Here is an 18212-nt window from a genome sequence, read left to right on the forward strand (position 1 = left end):
CCCCCCCCCCACTCGCCAATACCCGAACCGTTTTCGCCACCCCTCATCCCAAAATCCCTCGACAGCACCTCACCGCCAACCATTTTTCCCAGAAAAACACAACCAGGAGGAACTCTGAGAGATAATGTCGGTCCACAAGGGGTCGTGTGGCGGTTCCACGGCTGGTCTCCAGACACGATCAGCCCACAAAACCCGCCGACACACCGCGCCACAAGGCCATCAGGCAAACGCCTGCAGGACCGCATACGGCGCAGGCCGTGATGCAATCCGCATCCCCCGTTTCCCGCCTCACTGAAACCGCGCTGCGCGTTGCCCGCGCACCGTTCCAAGGAGGCGCTTTGCCAGAAAATTGCGCATGCAGACATCCAAAAACCGTCTGATCGAGCTGGACTTCTTCCGAGGGCTGGTTCTTTTATTTATCGTCGTCGACCACATCGGCGGCAGCATCCTGTCGCGCGCGACGCTGCACGCATACGCGCTGTGCGACGCAGCTGAAGTGTTCGTGTTCCTCGGCGGATTCGCCACGGCCACGGCCTACGCGTCGCTCGCGAAGCGCCACACGGAAGCCGACGCGCGTAACCGCTTCTTCAAGCGCTCGCTCGAGTTATATAGGGCGTTTCTGATCACAGCCGTCCTGATGCTGGTGGTCAGCGCGGTGATGAGCGCGTTCAGCATCGACGCGCCCAACATGGCCACGACCGATCTCGACGACATGATGGACACGCCCGCCGCGGTGCTGCGCGACATCCTGCTGTTCCGCCGTCAGCCGTATCTGGCGTCCGTGCTGCCCATGTACGCGTTCTTCGCGTTTGCCGTGCCCGCCATCCTGCCGCTCGCGCGCAGCAAGCCATGGCTGCTGCTGGCGGGCAGCCTTGCCGTGTGGGCGATTGCGCCGTCGATGCTGCCGCATCTTCCCGTCGCTGAAGACGCGCAATGGGACTTCAACCCGTTCGCGTGGCAGTTGATGTTCGTGCTCGGCGTGATCGCGCAGACACAGCCCGTCTATCAGCGCACGAGCGCGCACCGCTACGGCTGGCTGGTCACCGTGCTCGCCTGCGGCATCATCGCGGCCGCGGCGTATTTCAAGCTGTTCGTGGAAGTGGGGCCGCTTGACAGCAGCATGAAGCAGAATCTGTCGTGGCTGCGCGCGGTGAATTTCCTCGCGATCGCGTGGATTGTCGCGAATATGGTGCGCATGGGTTGGGCAAAGGCGATCGCTGAGCGTTTGCCGTGGATCGGCCTCGTCGGGCGCAAAGGCCTGCTGTGTTTCGTCGCCGGTACCGTGATCTCGCTGGTCGTCGACTCGCTGCTCTATACGGCCACCGACGGCTATCTGAACGTGCCGCTCGGCCTCCTGGCCGATGCCGTCGCGATCGGCTCGCTGTTCGCCGTCGCGAGGATGTCCGCGCCGATCTCGCGCGCACTGACGTTGCGTCTGCGCGGATCAGGCCCGGCCTGAGCGGGAGCCGCTCAGCGCTCGACCCACTCGGTCCACAGCACCATCAGCACCGTCATCAGCGCCGGGCCGACGAACAGCCCGAGCAGCCCGAAGGTCTCCGCGCCGCCGAGTATCCCGAACAGCACGAGCAGAAACGGCAGGCGCGCGGAATTGCCAATCAGCACGGGCCGCACGAAATGCTCGGCGACGAACGCTACGACAAAGCCGAACACGGCCAGTCCAACCGCCGGCACCAGCGCGCCTTGCGTGATGAACAGCCACAGCGCCGCACCGCAGAACACGACAGGCGCGCAAAACGGCAGCATCGCCGCGATCGCCGTCACGAACGCGAGCAACGCGGCGTGCGGCACGCCCGTCACCATATAGGCGAGCAGCAACAGCGCGCCCTCGCCGATTCCGACCACCACCAGCCCCGACACCGTCCCACGCACAGCCGCCGCCATCCGTTCGACCAGGTGCATGCCGTCATAGCCGAACGCTCGCCGCACGCCCTTCATCAGTTCGCCGGACAGCTTCGGCCCCGCCTGAAAGATCACGAACAGCGTCACGAGCATAAAGCCGAACAGCATCAGCGCATGCGCGGCGCGCGCGCCGAAATGCCGGCCGAACGTAACCACGGCGCCGCCGTGCAAACCCTTCATCGCCGGCGAATCGCGTAGCGGCTGCGTCAGGTTCTCCTGCCACCAGCTCGCGATCTGCCCCGCGCCAAACGGCAGATGCTGCACGAAATCCGGCAACGGAATGCCGTTCTCCTGGACGTTGTGCGCCCATTCGATCACGTCGTGCGCCTCGGCCGCTGCCTGCGCAATACCGATCCCGACAGGCAGCAGAAACAGCAGACCGATCGCGATCGTCAGCACAGTGGCAAGCAGCGTCGAGCGCCCCTTGAACAGCCTGTGCTCTTCGATGCGGTGAAACGCCGGCCACAGCGCGATCGCGATCACACAGGCCCACGCGATGGCCGGCACGAAGTCGCGGATCACCCAGATTGCCAGCGCCACCATCACCGTATACAGCGCAACAGCGGCGATTCGCTGCATCTTGCGGCGATTCGGCAGGTCGGCTTCGGATGGAACGTCGGGGGGGCGCTGGTTCATGTGACCTCAAAGATGAATCCCGATGCGCATTTAACATTCGCGCATCGCAATGATGTTGCAGACAGAAACGGTGACGGCAATGCTGAGCATGCGCGATTCCCGCCTGCCTAACCGTTCATCTTAAAGGATGCCGCCGATCCCCGTAGACCACGACAATTGATCGCGCCCTTTTCTGCCGTTCATACAACAGTTCGTTGCATATTTGCGTGTAATCGCTATGACGGGGCGCAAAACCTTTTCTTACCGTCCGCGCATAGGGTCGCCATCTGATTATTGCGGAATCGGGAACAGTGTTTCTACGCGGGCACAATGGCTCTCACGCGCGCGCGGGTCTACATTCGGCACACCACAACTACGGAGCCGACCATGACGACCCTGGACTGTTTACCGTTGATCGGCGCCAACGGGTTGCGCATCGAGATTCTCGAGCACTCTGACACGACCCTGGTGATCCGCTGGGTCGAACCCGGCCGCTGCCATTATGGAGAGCAACGCTGGCGCCGGCGTTCTGCGCATACATCCGGCACTTGCGCCGTTTCACGCCGCAAGATTCGCCGCGGCGACGCCGTCTTCAAGCCAGCGGAACGCCCCGCCCCGGCCAACGCCTCCGCGATGATCGCGGCCGAAGTGCTCGAACACGCGCTCGCCGCATAACCGACGTTTCTGGCAACAATCGACTGCCCAGCTTCCCGACGATACACACGCCCAACCCGAAGACTGTCCGTTACTTCGCCGCGTGAGCAATCAGAAAGCGGCACACTTCGCGATGCATCCATTGCACGCCCGGACTGGTCGCCAATGCGCGCCACGCGCCGTGCACGAGGCCGGTGCCAACGGGCGCATGCGCCTGCCCGCCCGCCGCAAGGATGCGTTCGGCAAACACGCGGGCGTCGTCGCACAGCGGGTCATGTTCGACGCCTATCGCGAGCACGGGCGGCAATCCATCATAACGTGATGCTTCGAGCGGAACGGTCCACGCGTGATCGCGCTCGTGTCCGCCCCAGTAGAGCGCGCCGTAGCGGCGCACATCGGCGAGCGTGAGCATCGGTGCGCCGGCATGCGTGTCGCGCGACGGCAATTGCGGTTCGAGGCCGAGCATCGGATAAACCAGCGCGACGCCGCTCACGTCCACGGTTCCCTCGTCGCGCAGACGCAGCGCAACGCTCGCCGCGAGCGTGCCGCCTGCGCTGTCTCCCGCGAGTTGCAACGTGCCCGGCAGCGGACCAAACGGCAAACGGCCGTCCAGCGCGGCCCGCGCGACGGCGAGGCAATCTTCGTGCGCGGCAGGCGCGGGATGCTCCGGCGCAAGCCGGTAATCGACTGCCACGACGCACAGGCCCGTATCGGCGGCGATGCGCGCGGTGATCAGATCGTGACTGTCCAGCGATCCGAGCACGAACCCGCCGCCGTGGAAGAACAGCACCGTGCCTCGCGATTGAGCGCGGTCCGCGGGTGCATACAGCCTGATCGCGAACGCGTGGCCATCGGCCGATATCAAACGTGCGTCTTGCGTCGTCACACCGTCGGGCAAAGGCGGCGTGAACGCTGCCGCAGCGCGCGCATACATCGCCCGCTGTTCGGCGAGCGTCGCGGCGCCACGGTCACCCTCGTAGAACCGCGACGTGCGTTCGATAAAGGCAAGCATCTCAGGTTCAAGCATGCCGCGTGCTCCGTTCTTGTATTGTTCGTCGATGCACGCCCACGCCAGTGGCGCTACTTGCGCGTCCGCCCCGGCAATCCAATCACACGCCCCGCGTACTGCGCGGCAGGCAGCGCGGCTTGTGCCTCGACGAGCGCACGCACGCGCGCCTCGACATCGCTGTCGAATACGGCCGAACGCGGGCCGCTGGTATCGATATGGATCAACATCTGCTCGCCCGCTGCGACGGGTTCATCGCCATCGCCGGCGAACATTTCGAGGTACAGGTGCATGCGCTTGGCGTCATGCGCAAGCACGCGCATCTCGGTGCGCACCTGCGCGCCTTCCTTGATTTCGTGCAGATAGTTGATATGCGCTTCGAGCGTATAGATCGAACGGCCACGCGCTTTCCGAACGGTGTCGTCCAGCCCGATCTGATCGATCAGTGCATCGGTGGCGAAGCTGAAAATCAGCATATAGAACGCGTCGCGCAGATGGCCGTTGTAATCGACCCACTCCGCGCGCACGACGTCGTGATAGGCAGGCAATTCCGCGTATCGCGGCATGGCGAATGTCTCCGTCGCGTCGAATGAGGTGCTGCGCGCGCGGAACAGTGCCTCGACGTCCCGCGCACGCACAGATATTACGCGACCTTATTCGTCGGCACGCAAACCATGACGCGCCTTGGTATCGGCAATCGCCGACAGCACGCTGGTAATGCATTCGTCGCGGTAACGCTCGAGCTGCTTGATCGAACGCTCACCGACCTGTTCGGACGTGCCGTCCACCACGCGATCGATCAGCTGATCCGTCAGCTTCGGCGCGATCAGCTTGGTCCACGGCAATTCCAGCGCCGGCCCGAATTGCTGCATGAAATGACGCATGCCTGCATCGCCGCCCGCCAGCGTATAGGTCAGGAATGTGCCCATGAAGGACCAGCGAATCCCCGCGCCAAAACGGATCGCATCGTCGATTTCTCCCGTCGTCGCCACGCCTTCATCGACCAGATGCAGTGCCTCGCGCCATAGTGCTTCGAGCAGACGGTCGGCGATAAAGCCCGGCACTTCCTTGCGAACATGCAGCGGCCGCATGCTGAGCGCGCGATAGATGCCGATGGCTGCGTCGATGGTGGAAGGCGCGGTTTGCTCTCCGCCCAACACTTCAACCAGCGGCAACAGATACACGGGATTGAACGGATGCCCGACGATGCAGCGCTGCGGATGCAATGCACGCGCATAGAAGTCAGTAGGCAACAAACCCGAAGTCGACGACGCGATGATCGCATCGGGCTTCGCGGCGCGGCTGATCTGCTCATGCAACGCGAGCTTCAATTCTTCGCGCTCGGGCGCACTTTCCTGAATGAAGTCAGCTTCGGCGACGCATGCTTCGATCGTCTTCACAAAGCGCAAGCGTTCCTGCGAAGCGCCCGGCGCAAGCCCGACACGTTCGAGCGCCGGCCATGCATTCGCGACGTTGTCGCGCAACTGCTTTTCAGCACCGGGAGCGGGATCCCACGCGATCACGTCGAGCCCATGCGCGAGCGCTCGCGCCACCCAACCACTGCCGATCACGCCTGCGCCGATTGCTGCAAATGTCCTGATGTCGGTAATCACTGCCATTGCCGATAATCCTCTGAGATTGTTCCAAGCGAAACGTGTATGGCTAAGCGAATTGCTCGACGGCGCGCTTTTCGAGCAACCGTTCGCCCCGCGCGCGCAAGCCAAGCTTCTTGCGGCCTTCCGCGGGGGTCAGCGCGCGGCCACCCAGCCGTTCGATGATCTCGATTGCGCGCGTCACGAGCGACCCGTTGCTGGCAGGCACGCCACGGTCGAGCCAGATGTTGTCTTCGAGTCCCACACGTACGTGGCCGCCGAGCAGCATCGCTTGCGCGACCATCGGCATCTGCATGCGGCCGATGCCGAAACCCGCCCATTGCGCGCCTGCCGGCAGGTTGTCGACCATCGCTTTCATGGTCGTGGTGTCGGCGGGTGCGCCCCATGGAATGCCGAGGCACAGCTGAAACATCGGCGGCGCGTCGAGCAGTCCTTCTTTCAGCAACTGATTGGCAAACCACAAATGGCCCGTGTCGAAGATCTCCAGTTCAGGCTTGACGCCGAGTTCCTGAATGCGCTTTGCGCCTGCGCGCAATTGAGCGGGCGTCGACACATAGATATAGTCACCGTCGCCGAAATTGAGCGTGCCGCAATCGAGTGTGCAGATCTCGGGCAGCAGTTCTTCGACATGCGCAAGCCGCGTCAGGCCACCCACCAGATCCGTACCGGCGCCGAAACGCATCGGGTCTTCGCCTGGGCCGATTTCCAGATCGCCGCCCATGCCCGCCGTCAGATTGATGATGACGTCGGTATCCGCCGAGCGAATGCGATCGACCACTTCACGGTACAGATTCGGATCGCGGCTGCCCCGGCCCGTTTTCGGATCGCGCACATGGCAGTGCGCAACGGTTGCACCTGCTCTCGCGGCTTCGATCGCGGCATCGGCGATCTGCTTCGGCGTAACGGGAATGGCGGGATGCTTGCCGACGGTATCGCCTGCACCCGTGACGGCGCAGGTCACGATCACTTCATGGTTCATGCTGCACTTCCTGTCGATAGTGGGATTTCAAAGATCAACGATCAAACATCAAAGACCGAGATACGCCTTGACCGCCGGCAAACCGTCCTTGCCGTCGTAGGTCTTCACACCCGCGAGCCATTCATCGAGTACTTGCGGGTTCTTTTTCAAATAGGCTTTAGCAGCGTCGGTAGGCTTTTCCTTATTCATGACCGACTGCATCACGACGTTCTCGAGTTGCGTCGTAAAGCGCAGATTGCTCACGAGCTTTCCTGCATTCGGGCAGCGCGTCAGAAAATCAGGCGACGTCAACGTATAGACGCGTGCTTCGCCATCGTTCGGACCGAATACGCCATCGCTGCCACTCAGGTATTTCATATCGATCTGAATGTTCATCGGATGCGGTTGCCAGCCGAGAAAGACCACCCATTTCTTCTCACGCACCGCGCGATCCACCGTCACCAGCATGCCCGCTTCGCTCGATTCGATGAGCTTGAAACCGCCGAGTCCGAATTGATTCGTCGCGATCATCTTCTGGATCGCGGCGTTTGCGCTGCTGCCCGGTTCGATGCCATAGATCTTCCCGTCGAGTTCCGCGCGATGCTTCGCGATATCGGCGAACGTCTTCAGGCCTGCGTCGTATTCATAGGCAGGCACGGCGAAGGTTGCCTTCGCGCCTGTGAGATTCGGCGGCTGCAACACGTTGATCGATTTCGCTTCCACGAACGGCGTGATCGCCTTCTCCTGCACGGGCCACCAGTAACCAAGCGAGACGTCGAGCTGCTTGCTCTTCAAACCGGCAAACGAAATCGGCACGGACGCCACCGTCGTCACCGGCTGATAGCCAAGCCCTTCGAATACCGTCGATGCCAGCGCCGTCGTCGACGTAATGTCGGTCCAGCCGATATCGGCGAAATGAACGGCGCGGCAGCTTGCCGGATCCTGAGCGAGTGCGGGCAGCGACAGCGAAGCCAGCAGGCCCGCAAGACAGGCTGAAACGGCTTTGATGATCAACTTCATGACGATCCCCTTCGATACGGCTCGTAATGTTCTTGAACGCCCGCTGACGGGCGGCGAATGGTGAGACGACCTGGAAAGACTCGATGTGCATCAAAGGTACAAATCCATAATCCGGCAAAATCGACCGCCAGCGACGCCTTCTTGCTTGCCAGCGACCATGAGGGAAAACCACCATGCATCGCCATGATTGGTGCGCTGCGCCATCGCGTGCGGAATTTTGTCGGCTTGCCGCATTGCATGCTGCTTGCTACGCTCGCCGGATTCGACGAATCCGGTCAACCCTGACACCGAGAAGATCTGGCGATGCCCGAAGATATTTCGTTTCTGCTGCTGCCGGGCTTTTCCGCCATCGGCTTCATGTCGGCCATTGAGCCTTTGCGCGTGGCGAACCGCTTTCGCGAGAACCTGTACCGCTGGCATATCCTCAGCGTGGACGGCGCGCCCGTGGCGGCGAGCAACGGTATTTCGATGAATGCAGAAGCGGCATGCGGCGATGTCGATGACGCGCGCACGGTGTTCATCGTCGCGGGCTTCGATCCGCTCGCGTGCTACAGCCGCGCACTCGGCGACTGGCTCAAACGGCTAGACCGCAAGCAAGCGACGCTCGGCGGCATCGATACAGGCGCATTCATTCTGGCGGAAGCAGGACTGCTGCGCGACACGGATAGCGTGACCTTGCACTGGGAGGCGGTCTCCGCATTCCGCGAGCGCTATCCATCCGTCGACGCCAGCGAAGAGCTATTCGAAATCGGCGCGCGGCGCATTACGTGCGCGGGCGGCACCGCATCGATCGACATGATGCTCGATCTGATCTCGCGCAGTCATGGCGCGGCGCTCGCTTCGTCGATCTCTGAGCAGTTCGTTGTCAGCCGCATCCGCCAGCGTTCCGATCATCAGCGCATGGAAATTGCCGCGCGTTACGGCGTACACAACCGCAAGCTGATTCAGGTGATCGGCGTGATGGAACAGAACATGGAAGAACCGCTGGCGCCCGCCGATCTCGCACAGGAAATCGGCGTCACGCGCAGGCAGCTTGAGCGGCTTTTCTGCTCATCGCTCAAGGACACACCAACGCATTTCTATCTGCAATTGCGGCTCGATCGCGCGCGCGAGTTGTTACGGCAAACGGATATGTCGATTACGGCCATCTGCGTGGCATGCGGTTTCGAATCGCCGTCGCATTTCTCGCGGACCTATCGCGCGCGCTTCGGCACGAGCCCACGCAGCGACCGGACGCCGCTGCATCATGGCGCGGGCGGCACTGTCGTTCAGACACGAGAAGCCGCACTGCCTTGAGTCGCTCTGCCTGAGCCATTGCGGATCAGGCAGAGCAAAAGCACTCGACAGGATCAGAACGAATGGCGCATGCCGATACGCACATCGGACTGCGTCGTCGTGGTGGAAGGCGTGAAGCTATAGCCGATCACGGCATCCACGCCACTCGATGCCTTCAGATAGTCGCCTGAAATATAGACATCGGTACGCTTGGAGAGCAGATAGTGGGCGCCGAGCGAACCCTGGTTCCAGTGGTGCCCTTCGAAGTTCGTGTACTGGTAGCCGCCAATCAGGCTGAATGCAGGCGTAACCTGCCAGCTCGCACCGCCTTCGCCCACCTTCATGTGCGAGGTGACGCCGAGACCCTTGATGGTCGTATAGGTGAAGTTGCCCATCAGCGTCACGTTGCCGATCGCATAGCTCGAACCGATGCCAAACGTGCCCTGCTTGTCGACGGGAAACGCGTTGCTTGAAAAGAGATCCGTGCGCGCGCCCGTCGCCGGATCGACCGTAACCGTTTGCTGACCGAGGAAGGTGTGCACGCCTAGCATGGCGTACGGATCGAATGCATAGATGCCGTGCGGATCGTTCAACTGCGTATAGGCTGCGCCCATGGTGAACGGACCATTCGCATAGTGTGCGCCGACACTCCACGCACTGTCCTGATGGAAATTGCCCGCAACATTGCCAAAGGAGTACATGCCGCCAAACATAAAGCCCGCAAACTCATTCGACAGGAACTTCACCGCATTAGGCAGGCGGTCGCCGTTGAAACGGTCGAAGTCACCCTGGTGAATCGCATAGCCACTTCCCCACGCCGAGACGTTGTACAGGTACACCATCTCTTCCGTCATATCCAGCTGATTACCGAAAGACAGCGTGCCCCACTGGTTCTTCAGGCCCACATAGGCCTGGCGTCCAAACATCGTGCTGCCGAAGCCCAGTTGCCCATTGCCCAGGTGAAAGCCGTTTTCGAGCACGAACACCGCTTGCAGGCCGCCGCCGAGATCTTCCGTACCTTTGATGCCAAAGCGATTGCCGTATGAAATGCCGTCATCGAACTTCACTACATGCGACCCGCCTGTATTGTTGACCCAGGTAATACCCGCGTCGAGAACCCCATACAGCGTCACGCTGCTTTGTGCATGACTCGCATTCGAAACGCCGGCGAGCGCGAGTGCGACGCCTGTCAGTGCTGCGGCATTCAGCTTTTTCATTGTGTGGTTCTCTCTTGCCTGACTTGAGGGGGAAAAGGATGCGAAGAAGACGACGCGGCCTGTGCACTTCGCATGACGATCAATGCACAGTACAAATCCATTTTTCAGGCAACTCGACCAAACACGACACACTTTGGTCTGTTAGCGACACGCAAGGAAAATAGCGATGCGGTATGCAAAAGAAAAGCGCGCAGTTCTCGAAAGAACTGCGCGCCGTTTAACTTTCCAGGTACTGCTTCAATGAATTCCGAGTTGCGCCTGCACTGCCTGCAATCCGTCTGCGCCACTCGTAGTCGTCACGCCTTTGAGCCAGTCATTTAACAAACCAGGATTACCCTTTAGTGCATTCGACGCTGCCGTATTGATATCCACCTTGTTTTGCAGCACATTCGTGATGATCTGGTTCTCGAGATCGACGTTGAATGTCAACTGCTGGAAGAGTCTGGCGAGATTGGTGCACTGCCCCGCAAAGCCTGGGCGTACAACAGTATTCACTGTCGCGCCACCATAGTTCGGTCCGAAATAGCTGTCGCCGCCCGACAAATAGGTCAAATGGAACTTCGTGTTCATCAGATGCGGTTCCCACGCAAGGAACACGATCCATTGCTTGTCGCGCACCGCACGCTCGACTTGCGTGAGCATACCCGTTTCACTCGATTCGACAATCTTCCAGTCACCCAGCCCGAATGCCTTATCCGCAAGCATCTTCTTGATGTTCTGATTGGCGGGCGCGCCTGGCTCGATGCCATAGATCTTGCCGTTGAACTGATCGGCGTGTTTGACAAGATCGGCGAAAGAGTGCACGCCTGCTGCCGCGACATAATCAGGAACGGCCAGCGTGAACTTCGCATTGGTCAGGTTTGCATGTAGCACGTCGATCGAATGTTCATCGACAAACGGCTTGACGAGCGGTCCTTGTGCCGGCATCCAGTTGCCGAGAAACACGTCGATTTGCCCTTTTTTAATCCCCTGGTACGTAATCGGCACGGACAGATTCGACACGTTCTGCTGATAACCCAGTGCTTTCAGCAATACACCCGTGACTGCGTTGGTCGCGTCGATATCGGTCCAGCCGGGGTCGGCCATGCGGACCTGCGTACAGCTTTGCGGCTCTGCCGCATTAGACGTTCCCATCATAGCCGTCGCGCATGCAGCCAGCATAAAGACGACTTTCGCAAGCGAACTTCTCCAGCGTATGTTCATCGTGGACTCCTGTAATTGAAATGTTCTCCCGCTTACCTGTTGTCTAGCGCGTCGTCACACGTGGATAACGCGCCATCGCTTCGAGCGTATCGAGTTCGATGTGATTGCGCATATAGCGCTGGCTTGCATCGTTGAACGGCTGCCAGTCCCATGAGCGGATAGCGCCTTGCGTCGTCGCTTCGAAATGAAACTTGCGGCGGCGCTGGCTCGCGAGCACCGCCTGGTGCAGTGCGGGAATGTTCCAGCGTTGCGCGATCTCATTGCGGAACGCTTCGACCAGTGCGGCCACGTTGGAATCCTGCGCGAGATTCACACGCTCTTGCGGGTCGCTTGCGAGATCGTAAAGCTGATCGGGATCGACGGGCGTATGAATGAACTTGTACTGGCCGCGCCGGATCATCAGCATCGGCGCAATGGCGCCTTCTGCAAAGTACTCGACAATCGCCTCATCGTGACCGCCGTCGCTTTGCAGATGCGGCACGAGACTGCGTCCATCGACTGCATCGGGCCACTCCATGCGACGCATACCCGTCGCCATTTCAACGAGCGTCGGTAGCAGATCCACATGCGAAACAGACGCCGCCACACGGTGCGCGCGGTACTGCTTCGGCGCATGCACGATCAGCGGCACGCGCACGCCGCCTTCGAAACACGTCATCTTGTACCAGAGGCCGCGCTCGCCAAGCATTTCGCCATGGTCCGACGTGACGATCACGATGGTGTCGTCGGCAAGTCCCGCTGCCTTCAGCGTGTCCAGAATGGCACCGAACTGCGCATCCACGTAGGAGAGCGCACCGTAATAGGCATGCCGTGCGTCGCGGATCTGTTGCTCGGTCGGCGGTGTGAGATCCGCTTCGTAGACATCGCGCAAACGCTTCGAATGCGGATCGCTTTCTTCTCGCGTCAGCGTCACGCGCGGCATGTCGATCTCCTCGCCGCGGTACATATCCCAGTACTGCTGCGGAATCGCGTAAGGATCATGCGGGTGCGTGAGGGAAGCAACCAGACAGAAAGGCCGCGCGTCGCCGCCTGCCGCGCGCTCGCGCACGATGTCGTAGAGCTTTTGACGCGTGGTGTACGTGACCTCATCGTCGAAATCGAGTTGATTGGTGCGCACACATGGACCTGCATCGAGCACGGAACTCATGTTGTGATACCAGCTAGGACGCACGTCCGGGCGATCCCAGTCCGGCACCCAGCCGAAATCGGCGGGATAGATGTCGGTGGTCAGGCGCTCTTCGAACCCATGCAACTGGTCGGGTCCGCAGAAATGCATCTTGCCGGAAAGTATCGTCCGATAGCCGGATGCGCGCAGGTAATGCGCAAAGGTCAGCGTTTGCGCCGGCAATTCGGCGGCGTTATCGTAAGCGCCGATGGCCGCGGGCAGTTTGCCTGCCATCATCGAAAAGCGCGACGGTGCGCACAGCGGGCTGGCGCAATACGCGGAATCGAACACCACGCCTTCTCTGGCGAGCGCGTCGATGCGCGGCGTCAGCGAGACCTGATTGCCATACGCGCGCAGCGCGAACGGCGTCATCTGGTCCGCCATCAAGATAACGATATTCTGCTTTGTATTAAGGTTCATGAGCGGGGCGGATTAGAATCATAGGATTACGCTTCGCAGCGCGGTCTTTCGTTCCAGTGCCGCGCATGCACTTCGTCTGCACTTCACTATTGCCGCTCATTAAACCGTTGTGAAGGCGGCGTGCGCTTATCGGCCCATAAGGGGATGTTATGCCGGCACCAGACCGTCTTCCGCCCATGCAGACGCTATCGGCCTTCGAATCGGCTGCGCGCCTTGCCAGCTTCACGGCTGCCGCACGCGAGCTCGGCTCGACGCAGCCCGCCGTGAGCCAGCGCATCGTGCAACTCGAAGAAGACCTCGGCGCACCGCTGTTCGAGCGCGGCCATCGCGGCGTGTCGCTGACGCCCGAAGGTACGTTGCTCTACGAAGCCGTGCGCAGCGGCCTCGATACGATCCGCGAAGCCACCGCCGATATCCGCGCGCGCCGCGCCACGGGCGCATTGACCATCCTCACCGACGCCGGCTTCGCCACCTACTGGCTGATGCCGCGCCTCGCGCGCCTGAAGGCCTCGATGCCGGGCGTCAACGTGAAAATCGTCACCTCGCAACTCGGTTACGATCCGCACCGCGATCATGCCGACATCGCCATCGCATTCGGCGACGGACATTGGCCTCCCTGCACGTCCACGCGTCTTTTCGCTGAAGCCGTCACACCCGTCTGCTCGCCCGCATTCCGCGATCAGCATCCTGCCATCACCGCGGCCGCCGGCCTCGCCACTCTGCCCCTGCTGCACGTTCAACCCACCGAACCCGAACGCTGGCTCGCCTGGAACACGTGGTTCGCCGCGCACGACCTGAGCGCCCCGGAAGACAGCCAGGGCATGATGTTCAACAGCTATTCACTGGTCGTGCAGGCCGCGCTGATGGGCCAGGGCGTCGCGCTCGGCTGGACACCGTTGACCGACGAACTGATCGCCGCCGGCCCGCTCGTGCGCCTGCTGGACGCGCCCGTCCCCACCGCGCGCGGCTACTACCTCGTCTGCCCGCGCACGCGCCCCGCGCCCGCCGCTGTGCCCATCTTCCGGCGCTGGCTGTTCAACGAACTGATCGACCTCGACGAGCCCGCGCACGCCTGACGTTCCGATACTACGAGCACGGCGCATCGGTTCTATGCGCGCGCGATTTGGGCTGATTTACTTGATCATCCCGCTTGCCGCGCGTTGCTGCGCTGCGCCACACGACGACTGACGCGGCCACGCGGGACTCCCACATCGAATGACAGAGGAATCCGCATGCCCGCCACCGACCGTCCCCAGCAGTTCGCGCTGACTCTTTCCTGCCCGAGCGCCGCCGGCCAGGTTGCCGCCGTCGTTGGCTTTCTCGATCGGCATCACTGCTATATCGACGAACTGACGGTGTTCGACGACGACATCAGCACGCGCTTTTTCGTGCGCTGCGTGTTCCACGGCGTGACGAACGACGCGCACGCGCCGCTGCAGATCGACGCGTTGCGCCACGAATTCCGCCCCATCGCCGCCGACTTCGACATGACATGGGCGTTGCACGATCTCGACACGCGGCCCAAGGTGCTGATCATGGTGTCGAAGCTCGAGCATTGCCTCGCCGATCTGCTGTTCCGCTGGCGCATGGGCGAACTGAAGATGGATATCGTCGGCATTGCGTCGAATCATCCCGACTTTGCGCCGCTGGCTGCGCAGCATGGCCTGCCGTTCCATCACTTCCCGATCACGGCTGACACGAAGCATCAGCAGGAAGCGCAGATTCTCGATCTGTTTGACTCGAGTGGTGCTGAACTGATGATTCTCGCGCGCTACATGCAGATCCTCTCCGATGAAACGAGCCGCAAAATCTCGGGCCGCGCGATCAACATCCATCATTCGTTCCTGCCCGGCTTCAAGGGCGCGCGCCCCTATCATCAGGCGCATGCGCGCGGCGTCAAGCTGATTGGCGCGACGGCGCATTTCGTGACCGACGATCTCGACGAAGGCCCGATCATCGAACAGGAAGTGCAGCGCGTCGATCATTCGTATGGACCGGAGCGCATGCTGGCCGTAGGCCGCGACGTCGAATGCATCACGCTGGCGCGCGCGGTGAAAGCCTTCGTGGAACGACGCGTGTTCATCAACGGCGACCGCACTGTCGTGCTTTAAAAAAGGCGCCGCCGCGTTGCAATGCAGACGCGGCGGCTTACTTTCACACATTCACACTTTCACGCGCGAGCGCTCAGAGAAACGGTTTCGCCAGATAGTGCGAGAACCACACGACAAACACGGCTAGCAGCAACGCACCGTACGGCAGCAAACCACGCAGTCCCGCAGGCCGCAACCCGCCCTGCCATTCCATATCCTGTTGCATGCGTGCAGGAAAGCGTCCACGGTCCTGCCAGTAGTGGCGGAACATGAACACGGGCACGATCAGCAGCATCGCGATCAGGCCGTTTCGCATCGTGCCCACGCCCTGCATGTCCGCACCTGCACCGATGAACGCGAGATCCAGATAGCCGCACAATGCACCCGCCGCGAGCAGCCATGCGGGGCAACGGAACGGCCGGTCCGCGTCCGCACGATCGAGCCGGTGAATCCAGCCCGATTGCAGATTCAGGAACACAAAGATCATGTAGCAGACGTTCGAGATCGACAGCACTGTCATGTAGTCCGACATCAGCAGCAGGATCAGATTGAAGCCGAGATCGGTCCACATCGCGCGCGTCGGTGCGCCGTGTTCATTGACGTGTGACAGATACTTCGGCAGCCAGCCGTCGACCGATGCCTGATACAGCGTGCGCGACGAGCCCATCATCGACGTCATCACGATCAGCAGGATGGTCAGCATCAGCATGATGACGACCACGTCGAACACGATCGCGCCGCCGCCGACCATATGCGCCATGGCGGCTGCAACGCCCGTGCCGTCGGCGATCTTCGGATCGAGCATGCCCTTCGTGCCTAGTACGCCCTGAAACGCGAGCGGCACCAGCGTCATGATCAGCAGGCACGCCATGCCGGACCAGAAGATGGCCTTCACGGTATCCGTGCGTGGATTGCGGAATTCGCGCGTGTAGCAGACGGCCGTCTCGAAGCCGTACGCAGCCCAGCCCGCCATGAACATCGCGCCGAACGCCATCGTGATGCCCGCGCCATTCCACGAGCCAAACGACGCAGCTGTCACATTGCCCTGCGCATCGTGCCCAAGCGGCAACAGCGGCCACAGATGCGCGGCAGGCACATCGCCCGTCACGAACGGCACAATGCCGACGATCAGCAGCGGCGCAAGCGAAGCGATACCGAGAATGCGCTGCGTCTTCGCCGCTTTCGAAGCACCACTATGCTGCAGCTTGAATGTGATGAGCAGAAAGATGGCCGCGATGATGAACGTCGCGTTGATGCGCAGAGACAGTCCCGGCTTGATGAAGCCGAGATCGAGCAGCGTCAGGCGCCATGTATTGATAGCGGCATCGGGTGCATAGAGACTGGAGAGTGCGTAATTGGCGGCGAGGCCGGTGCCTAACGCGAGCATCGGCGACCAGGCAAGCCAGTTGCACCACACGGAAACGGGCGCAATGGTTTTGCTGTAGCGCACCCATGCCATGGCGCCATAGACGGACGCACCGCCGGACTTGTGTGGAAACAGCCCTGAAATTTCAGCGTAGGTGGCGCTTTGAATCAGGCCCATCAGGATCGCGGCGACCCATATGGCCCATGCAGGTTGACCGATGGTCGCGGAGACGCCGCCGATCGTGAACAGCACGCCTCCTGGCACGCCGCTCGTCACCCAGAATGCATCCTTCCACGTGAGGCCGCGTTGCAGCGAATGGCCTTCATGTGCGGCGCCCTCGGTAGCGCCTTCGACACTGCGTGAACGCAGTCTTGCCTGATCCATCCAGAGTCTCCGTTTTGTCTAGTTGCAAACAGGGAGCCTGCGCGCTGGCTGGAACACGAATAACCGGGTACATCGGCGATGCGGATACGCGCGCAGCGCATCCGCAAGGCCACAACAACGTTCGTCAGAACGCGTTAGAGAAGGACGGTCATTGTGCTCCGCCGACCCAGCTGTTCACGCGATCGCCGTGAGCGGCGATCCACGATCCGGCTGCATCTGCAGGCTTGGCGCCGTTCTCTGTCGCCAGCATGACGCTGTCGATTTCGCCCGGCTTCCATTGAAACTTCTTCAGAAACGCGACCACTTGAGGTGCCTTGGTATCGAGGCCCGGATTGACGACGCTATCCACGTGCTCGGAGTCGCCGTACACCTTCTTCGGGTCTTCGAGGAACTTCAGTTTCCACTTCGCAAACATCCAGTGCGGCACCCAACCTGTGACGATCACAGGTTTATTGGCATTCATCGAGCGCGCAAGTTCCGCAGTCATTGCACTGCCCGAGCTCGGCATCAATTGATAGTCGAGGTTATAGGCCTTGATCGCGTCGGAGGTTTTCTTCATCACGCCTGCACCTGCATCGATACCCACGATGCGGCCAGCGAAGTCGGCCTTATGTGCTTCGAGATCGGCGATGCTCTTTTCCGGCACATCGGCGGGCACGATCAGGCCGATCTTGGCATCCGTGTAGTTGGCGCCCAGGTCTTGCACCTTGCCTTTGAACTGATCCCAGTACGCGCCGTGCGTGACGGGCAGCCAGGCGGACAGCGTGGCGTCGAGGTCACCGCGCGCGACGCCTTGCCACATGATGCCCGCTGCTACCGGCACCAGCTGTACTGGATAACCGAGACGCTTTTCGATGATCTGTGCGGCGACGTTGGAGGTGGCGACGCTGTCGTCCCAGCCTTCGACGTAGCCGATCTTGATCGTCGGTTTCGTATCCGCTGCCGCTGTGCCCGTTCCCACTGCGCTCATTGCCGCGAGCAGCGCCCCGCATAACATCAGTTTTTTGAAGTGCTTCATGGTCGATCTCCTTGTGGCCGCGTGCCGCGGTGTGGCTTTAGAATCGCTAACCAGAATGCATGAGGTGGTCGGGTTTGCGACGTTTACTTGTCTGTTTGCGACGGGTTGGTTTTTTTGTCTTCCGACGGTTTGGTTCTGCTTTTGCTTTTGCTTTTGCTTTTGCCTTTGTTTTTGCCTTTGCTTTCGCTGGCATCCGCGATTCGGTGTTTGTACTTCATGCGTCGCCCCTGTGCGGGGCAGCACCTACTTTTCTTTGCCGCCGCAAAGAAAAGTAGGCAAAAGAAAGCG

18 protein-coding genes are annotated in these 18212 nt (G+C 61.1%); 5 read left to right on the plus strand and 13 right to left on the minus strand.

Features of this window, described 5'->3' with window-relative positions:
- Positions 1–355 precede the first annotated feature (355 nt).
- Positions 356–1459 (plus strand): OpgC domain-containing protein, encoded by a 1104-nt coding sequence (locus DK391_RS40455; RefSeq protein ID WP_109483614.1) that lies wholly within the window; start codon positions 356–358, stop codon positions 1457–1459.
- 11 nt (positions 1460–1470) lie between these two features.
- On the opposite strand, the gene DK391_RS40460 is transcribed toward DK391_RS40455, so the two are convergent.
- Positions 1471–2556, minus strand: a complete 1086-nt coding sequence (locus tag DK391_RS40460) for an AI-2E family transporter (protein WP_109483615.1) — start codon at positions 2554–2556, stop codon at positions 1471–1473.
- A 366-nt stretch (positions 2557–2922) separates the two neighbouring features.
- Between DK391_RS40460 and DK391_RS40465 the strand changes: the two genes are divergently transcribed.
- A complete protein-coding gene (locus DK391_RS40465; RefSeq protein ID WP_012402610.1) occupies positions 2923–3210 on the plus strand; it encodes a DUF3331 domain-containing protein in 288 nt (95 codons plus the stop codon).
- A 70-nt stretch (positions 3211–3280) separates the two neighbouring features.
- Here the strand turns inward: DK391_RS40465 and DK391_RS40470 are convergent, their stop codons facing one another.
- The 6 genes from DK391_RS40470 to DK391_RS44695 all read right to left on the minus strand — a co-directional run bounded on the left by DK391_RS40470 (position 3281) and on the right by DK391_RS44695 (position 8065).
- Positions 3281–4216: an alpha/beta hydrolase gene (locus DK391_RS40470; protein ID WP_109483616.1), complete on the minus strand. Its 936-nt coding sequence runs from the start codon at positions 4214–4216 to the stop codon at positions 3281–3283.
- Between the two features lie 53 nt (positions 4217–4269).
- On the minus strand, positions 4270–4761 hold the full coding sequence (locus DK391_RS40475; protein ID WP_109483628.1) for a thioesterase family protein: 492 nt from the start codon (positions 4759–4761) through the stop codon (positions 4270–4272).
- 87 nt (positions 4762–4848) lie between these two features.
- Positions 4849–5814, minus strand: coding sequence for an L-carnitine dehydrogenase (locus tag DK391_RS40480; RefSeq protein ID WP_109483617.1), 966 nt, complete (start codon positions 5812–5814; stop codon positions 4849–4851).
- 43 nt (positions 5815–5857) lie between these two features.
- The gene (locus DK391_RS40485) at positions 5858–6787 is read right to left on the minus strand and encodes a 3-keto-5-aminohexanoate cleavage protein (RefSeq protein ID WP_109483618.1); all 930 of its coding nucleotides are present in this window, start codon (positions 6785–6787) and stop codon (positions 5858–5860) included.
- A 48-nt stretch (positions 6788–6835) separates the two neighbouring features.
- Positions 6836–7780, minus strand: a complete 945-nt coding sequence (locus DK391_RS40490) for a choline ABC transporter substrate-binding protein (protein ID WP_204117525.1) — start codon at positions 7778–7780, stop codon at positions 6836–6838.
- 96 nt (positions 7781–7876) lie between these two features.
- Positions 7877–8065 (minus strand): hypothetical protein, encoded by a 189-nt coding sequence (locus tag DK391_RS44695; protein WP_162601047.1) that lies wholly within the window; start codon positions 8063–8065, stop codon positions 7877–7879.
- A gap of 24 nt (positions 8066–8089) precedes the next feature.
- Between DK391_RS44695 and DK391_RS40495 the strand changes: the two genes are divergently transcribed.
- Positions 8090–9082 carry a GlxA family transcriptional regulator gene (locus DK391_RS40495; protein WP_109483620.1) on the plus strand — a complete coding sequence of 331 codons (993 nt, stop codon included), beginning with the start codon at positions 8090–8092 and terminating at the stop codon, positions 9080–9082.
- A gap of 53 nt (positions 9083–9135) precedes the next feature.
- On the opposite strand, the gene DK391_RS40500 is transcribed toward DK391_RS40495, so the two are convergent.
- From DK391_RS40500 to betC, 3 genes are all read right to left on the minus strand, one after another.
- On the minus strand, positions 9136–10278 hold the full coding sequence (locus DK391_RS40500; protein WP_109483621.1) for a porin: 1143 nt from the start codon (positions 10276–10278) through the stop codon (positions 9136–9138).
- 237 nt (positions 10279–10515) lie between these two features.
- Complete coding sequence (locus DK391_RS40505) at positions 10516–11439, minus strand: choline ABC transporter substrate-binding protein (RefSeq protein WP_239483089.1); 924 nt, start codon at positions 11437–11439, stop codon at positions 10516–10518.
- Positions 11440–11524: 85 nt separating this feature from the next.
- Positions 11525–13066, minus strand: a complete 1542-nt coding sequence (gene betC / locus DK391_RS40510) for a choline-sulfatase (protein WP_109483623.1) — start codon at positions 13064–13066, stop codon at positions 11525–11527.
- A gap of 149 nt (positions 13067–13215) precedes the next feature.
- Between betC and DK391_RS40515 the strand changes: the two genes are divergently transcribed.
- Together DK391_RS40515 and purU are read left to right on the plus strand one after the other, a co-directional pair.
- Positions 13216–14142, plus strand: a complete 927-nt coding sequence (locus DK391_RS40515) for a LysR family transcriptional regulator (protein WP_109483624.1) — start codon at positions 13216–13218, stop codon at positions 14140–14142.
- Positions 14143–14298: 156 nt separating this feature from the next.
- Entirely contained in the window at positions 14299–15177 is an 879-nt protein-coding gene (purU, locus tag DK391_RS40520; protein WP_109483625.1) for a formyltetrahydrofolate deformylase, read from the plus strand.
- 73 nt (positions 15178–15250) lie between these two features.
- Here purU and DK391_RS40525 read toward each other — a convergent pair whose 3' ends face one another.
- The 3 genes from DK391_RS40525 to DK391_RS45110 form a co-directional block, all read right to left on the minus strand.
- Entirely contained in the window at positions 15251–16906 is a 1656-nt protein-coding gene (locus tag DK391_RS40525; RefSeq protein ID WP_109483626.1) for an APC family permease, read from the minus strand.
- Between the two features lie 148 nt (positions 16907–17054).
- Entirely contained in the window at positions 17055–17924 is an 870-nt protein-coding gene (locus DK391_RS40530) for a glycine betaine ABC transporter substrate-binding protein (protein ID WP_109483627.1), read from the minus strand.
- Between the two features lie 83 nt (positions 17925–18007).
- Positions 18008–18212 (minus strand): hypothetical protein (locus DK391_RS45110; RefSeq protein ID WP_204117524.1); only part of this gene is annotated, 205 nt, incomplete at its 5' end.

Source organism: Paraburkholderia sp. C35, from assembly GCF_003121405.1.
Lineage (GTDB): Bacteria > Pseudomonadota > Gammaproteobacteria > Burkholderiales > Burkholderiaceae > Paraburkholderia.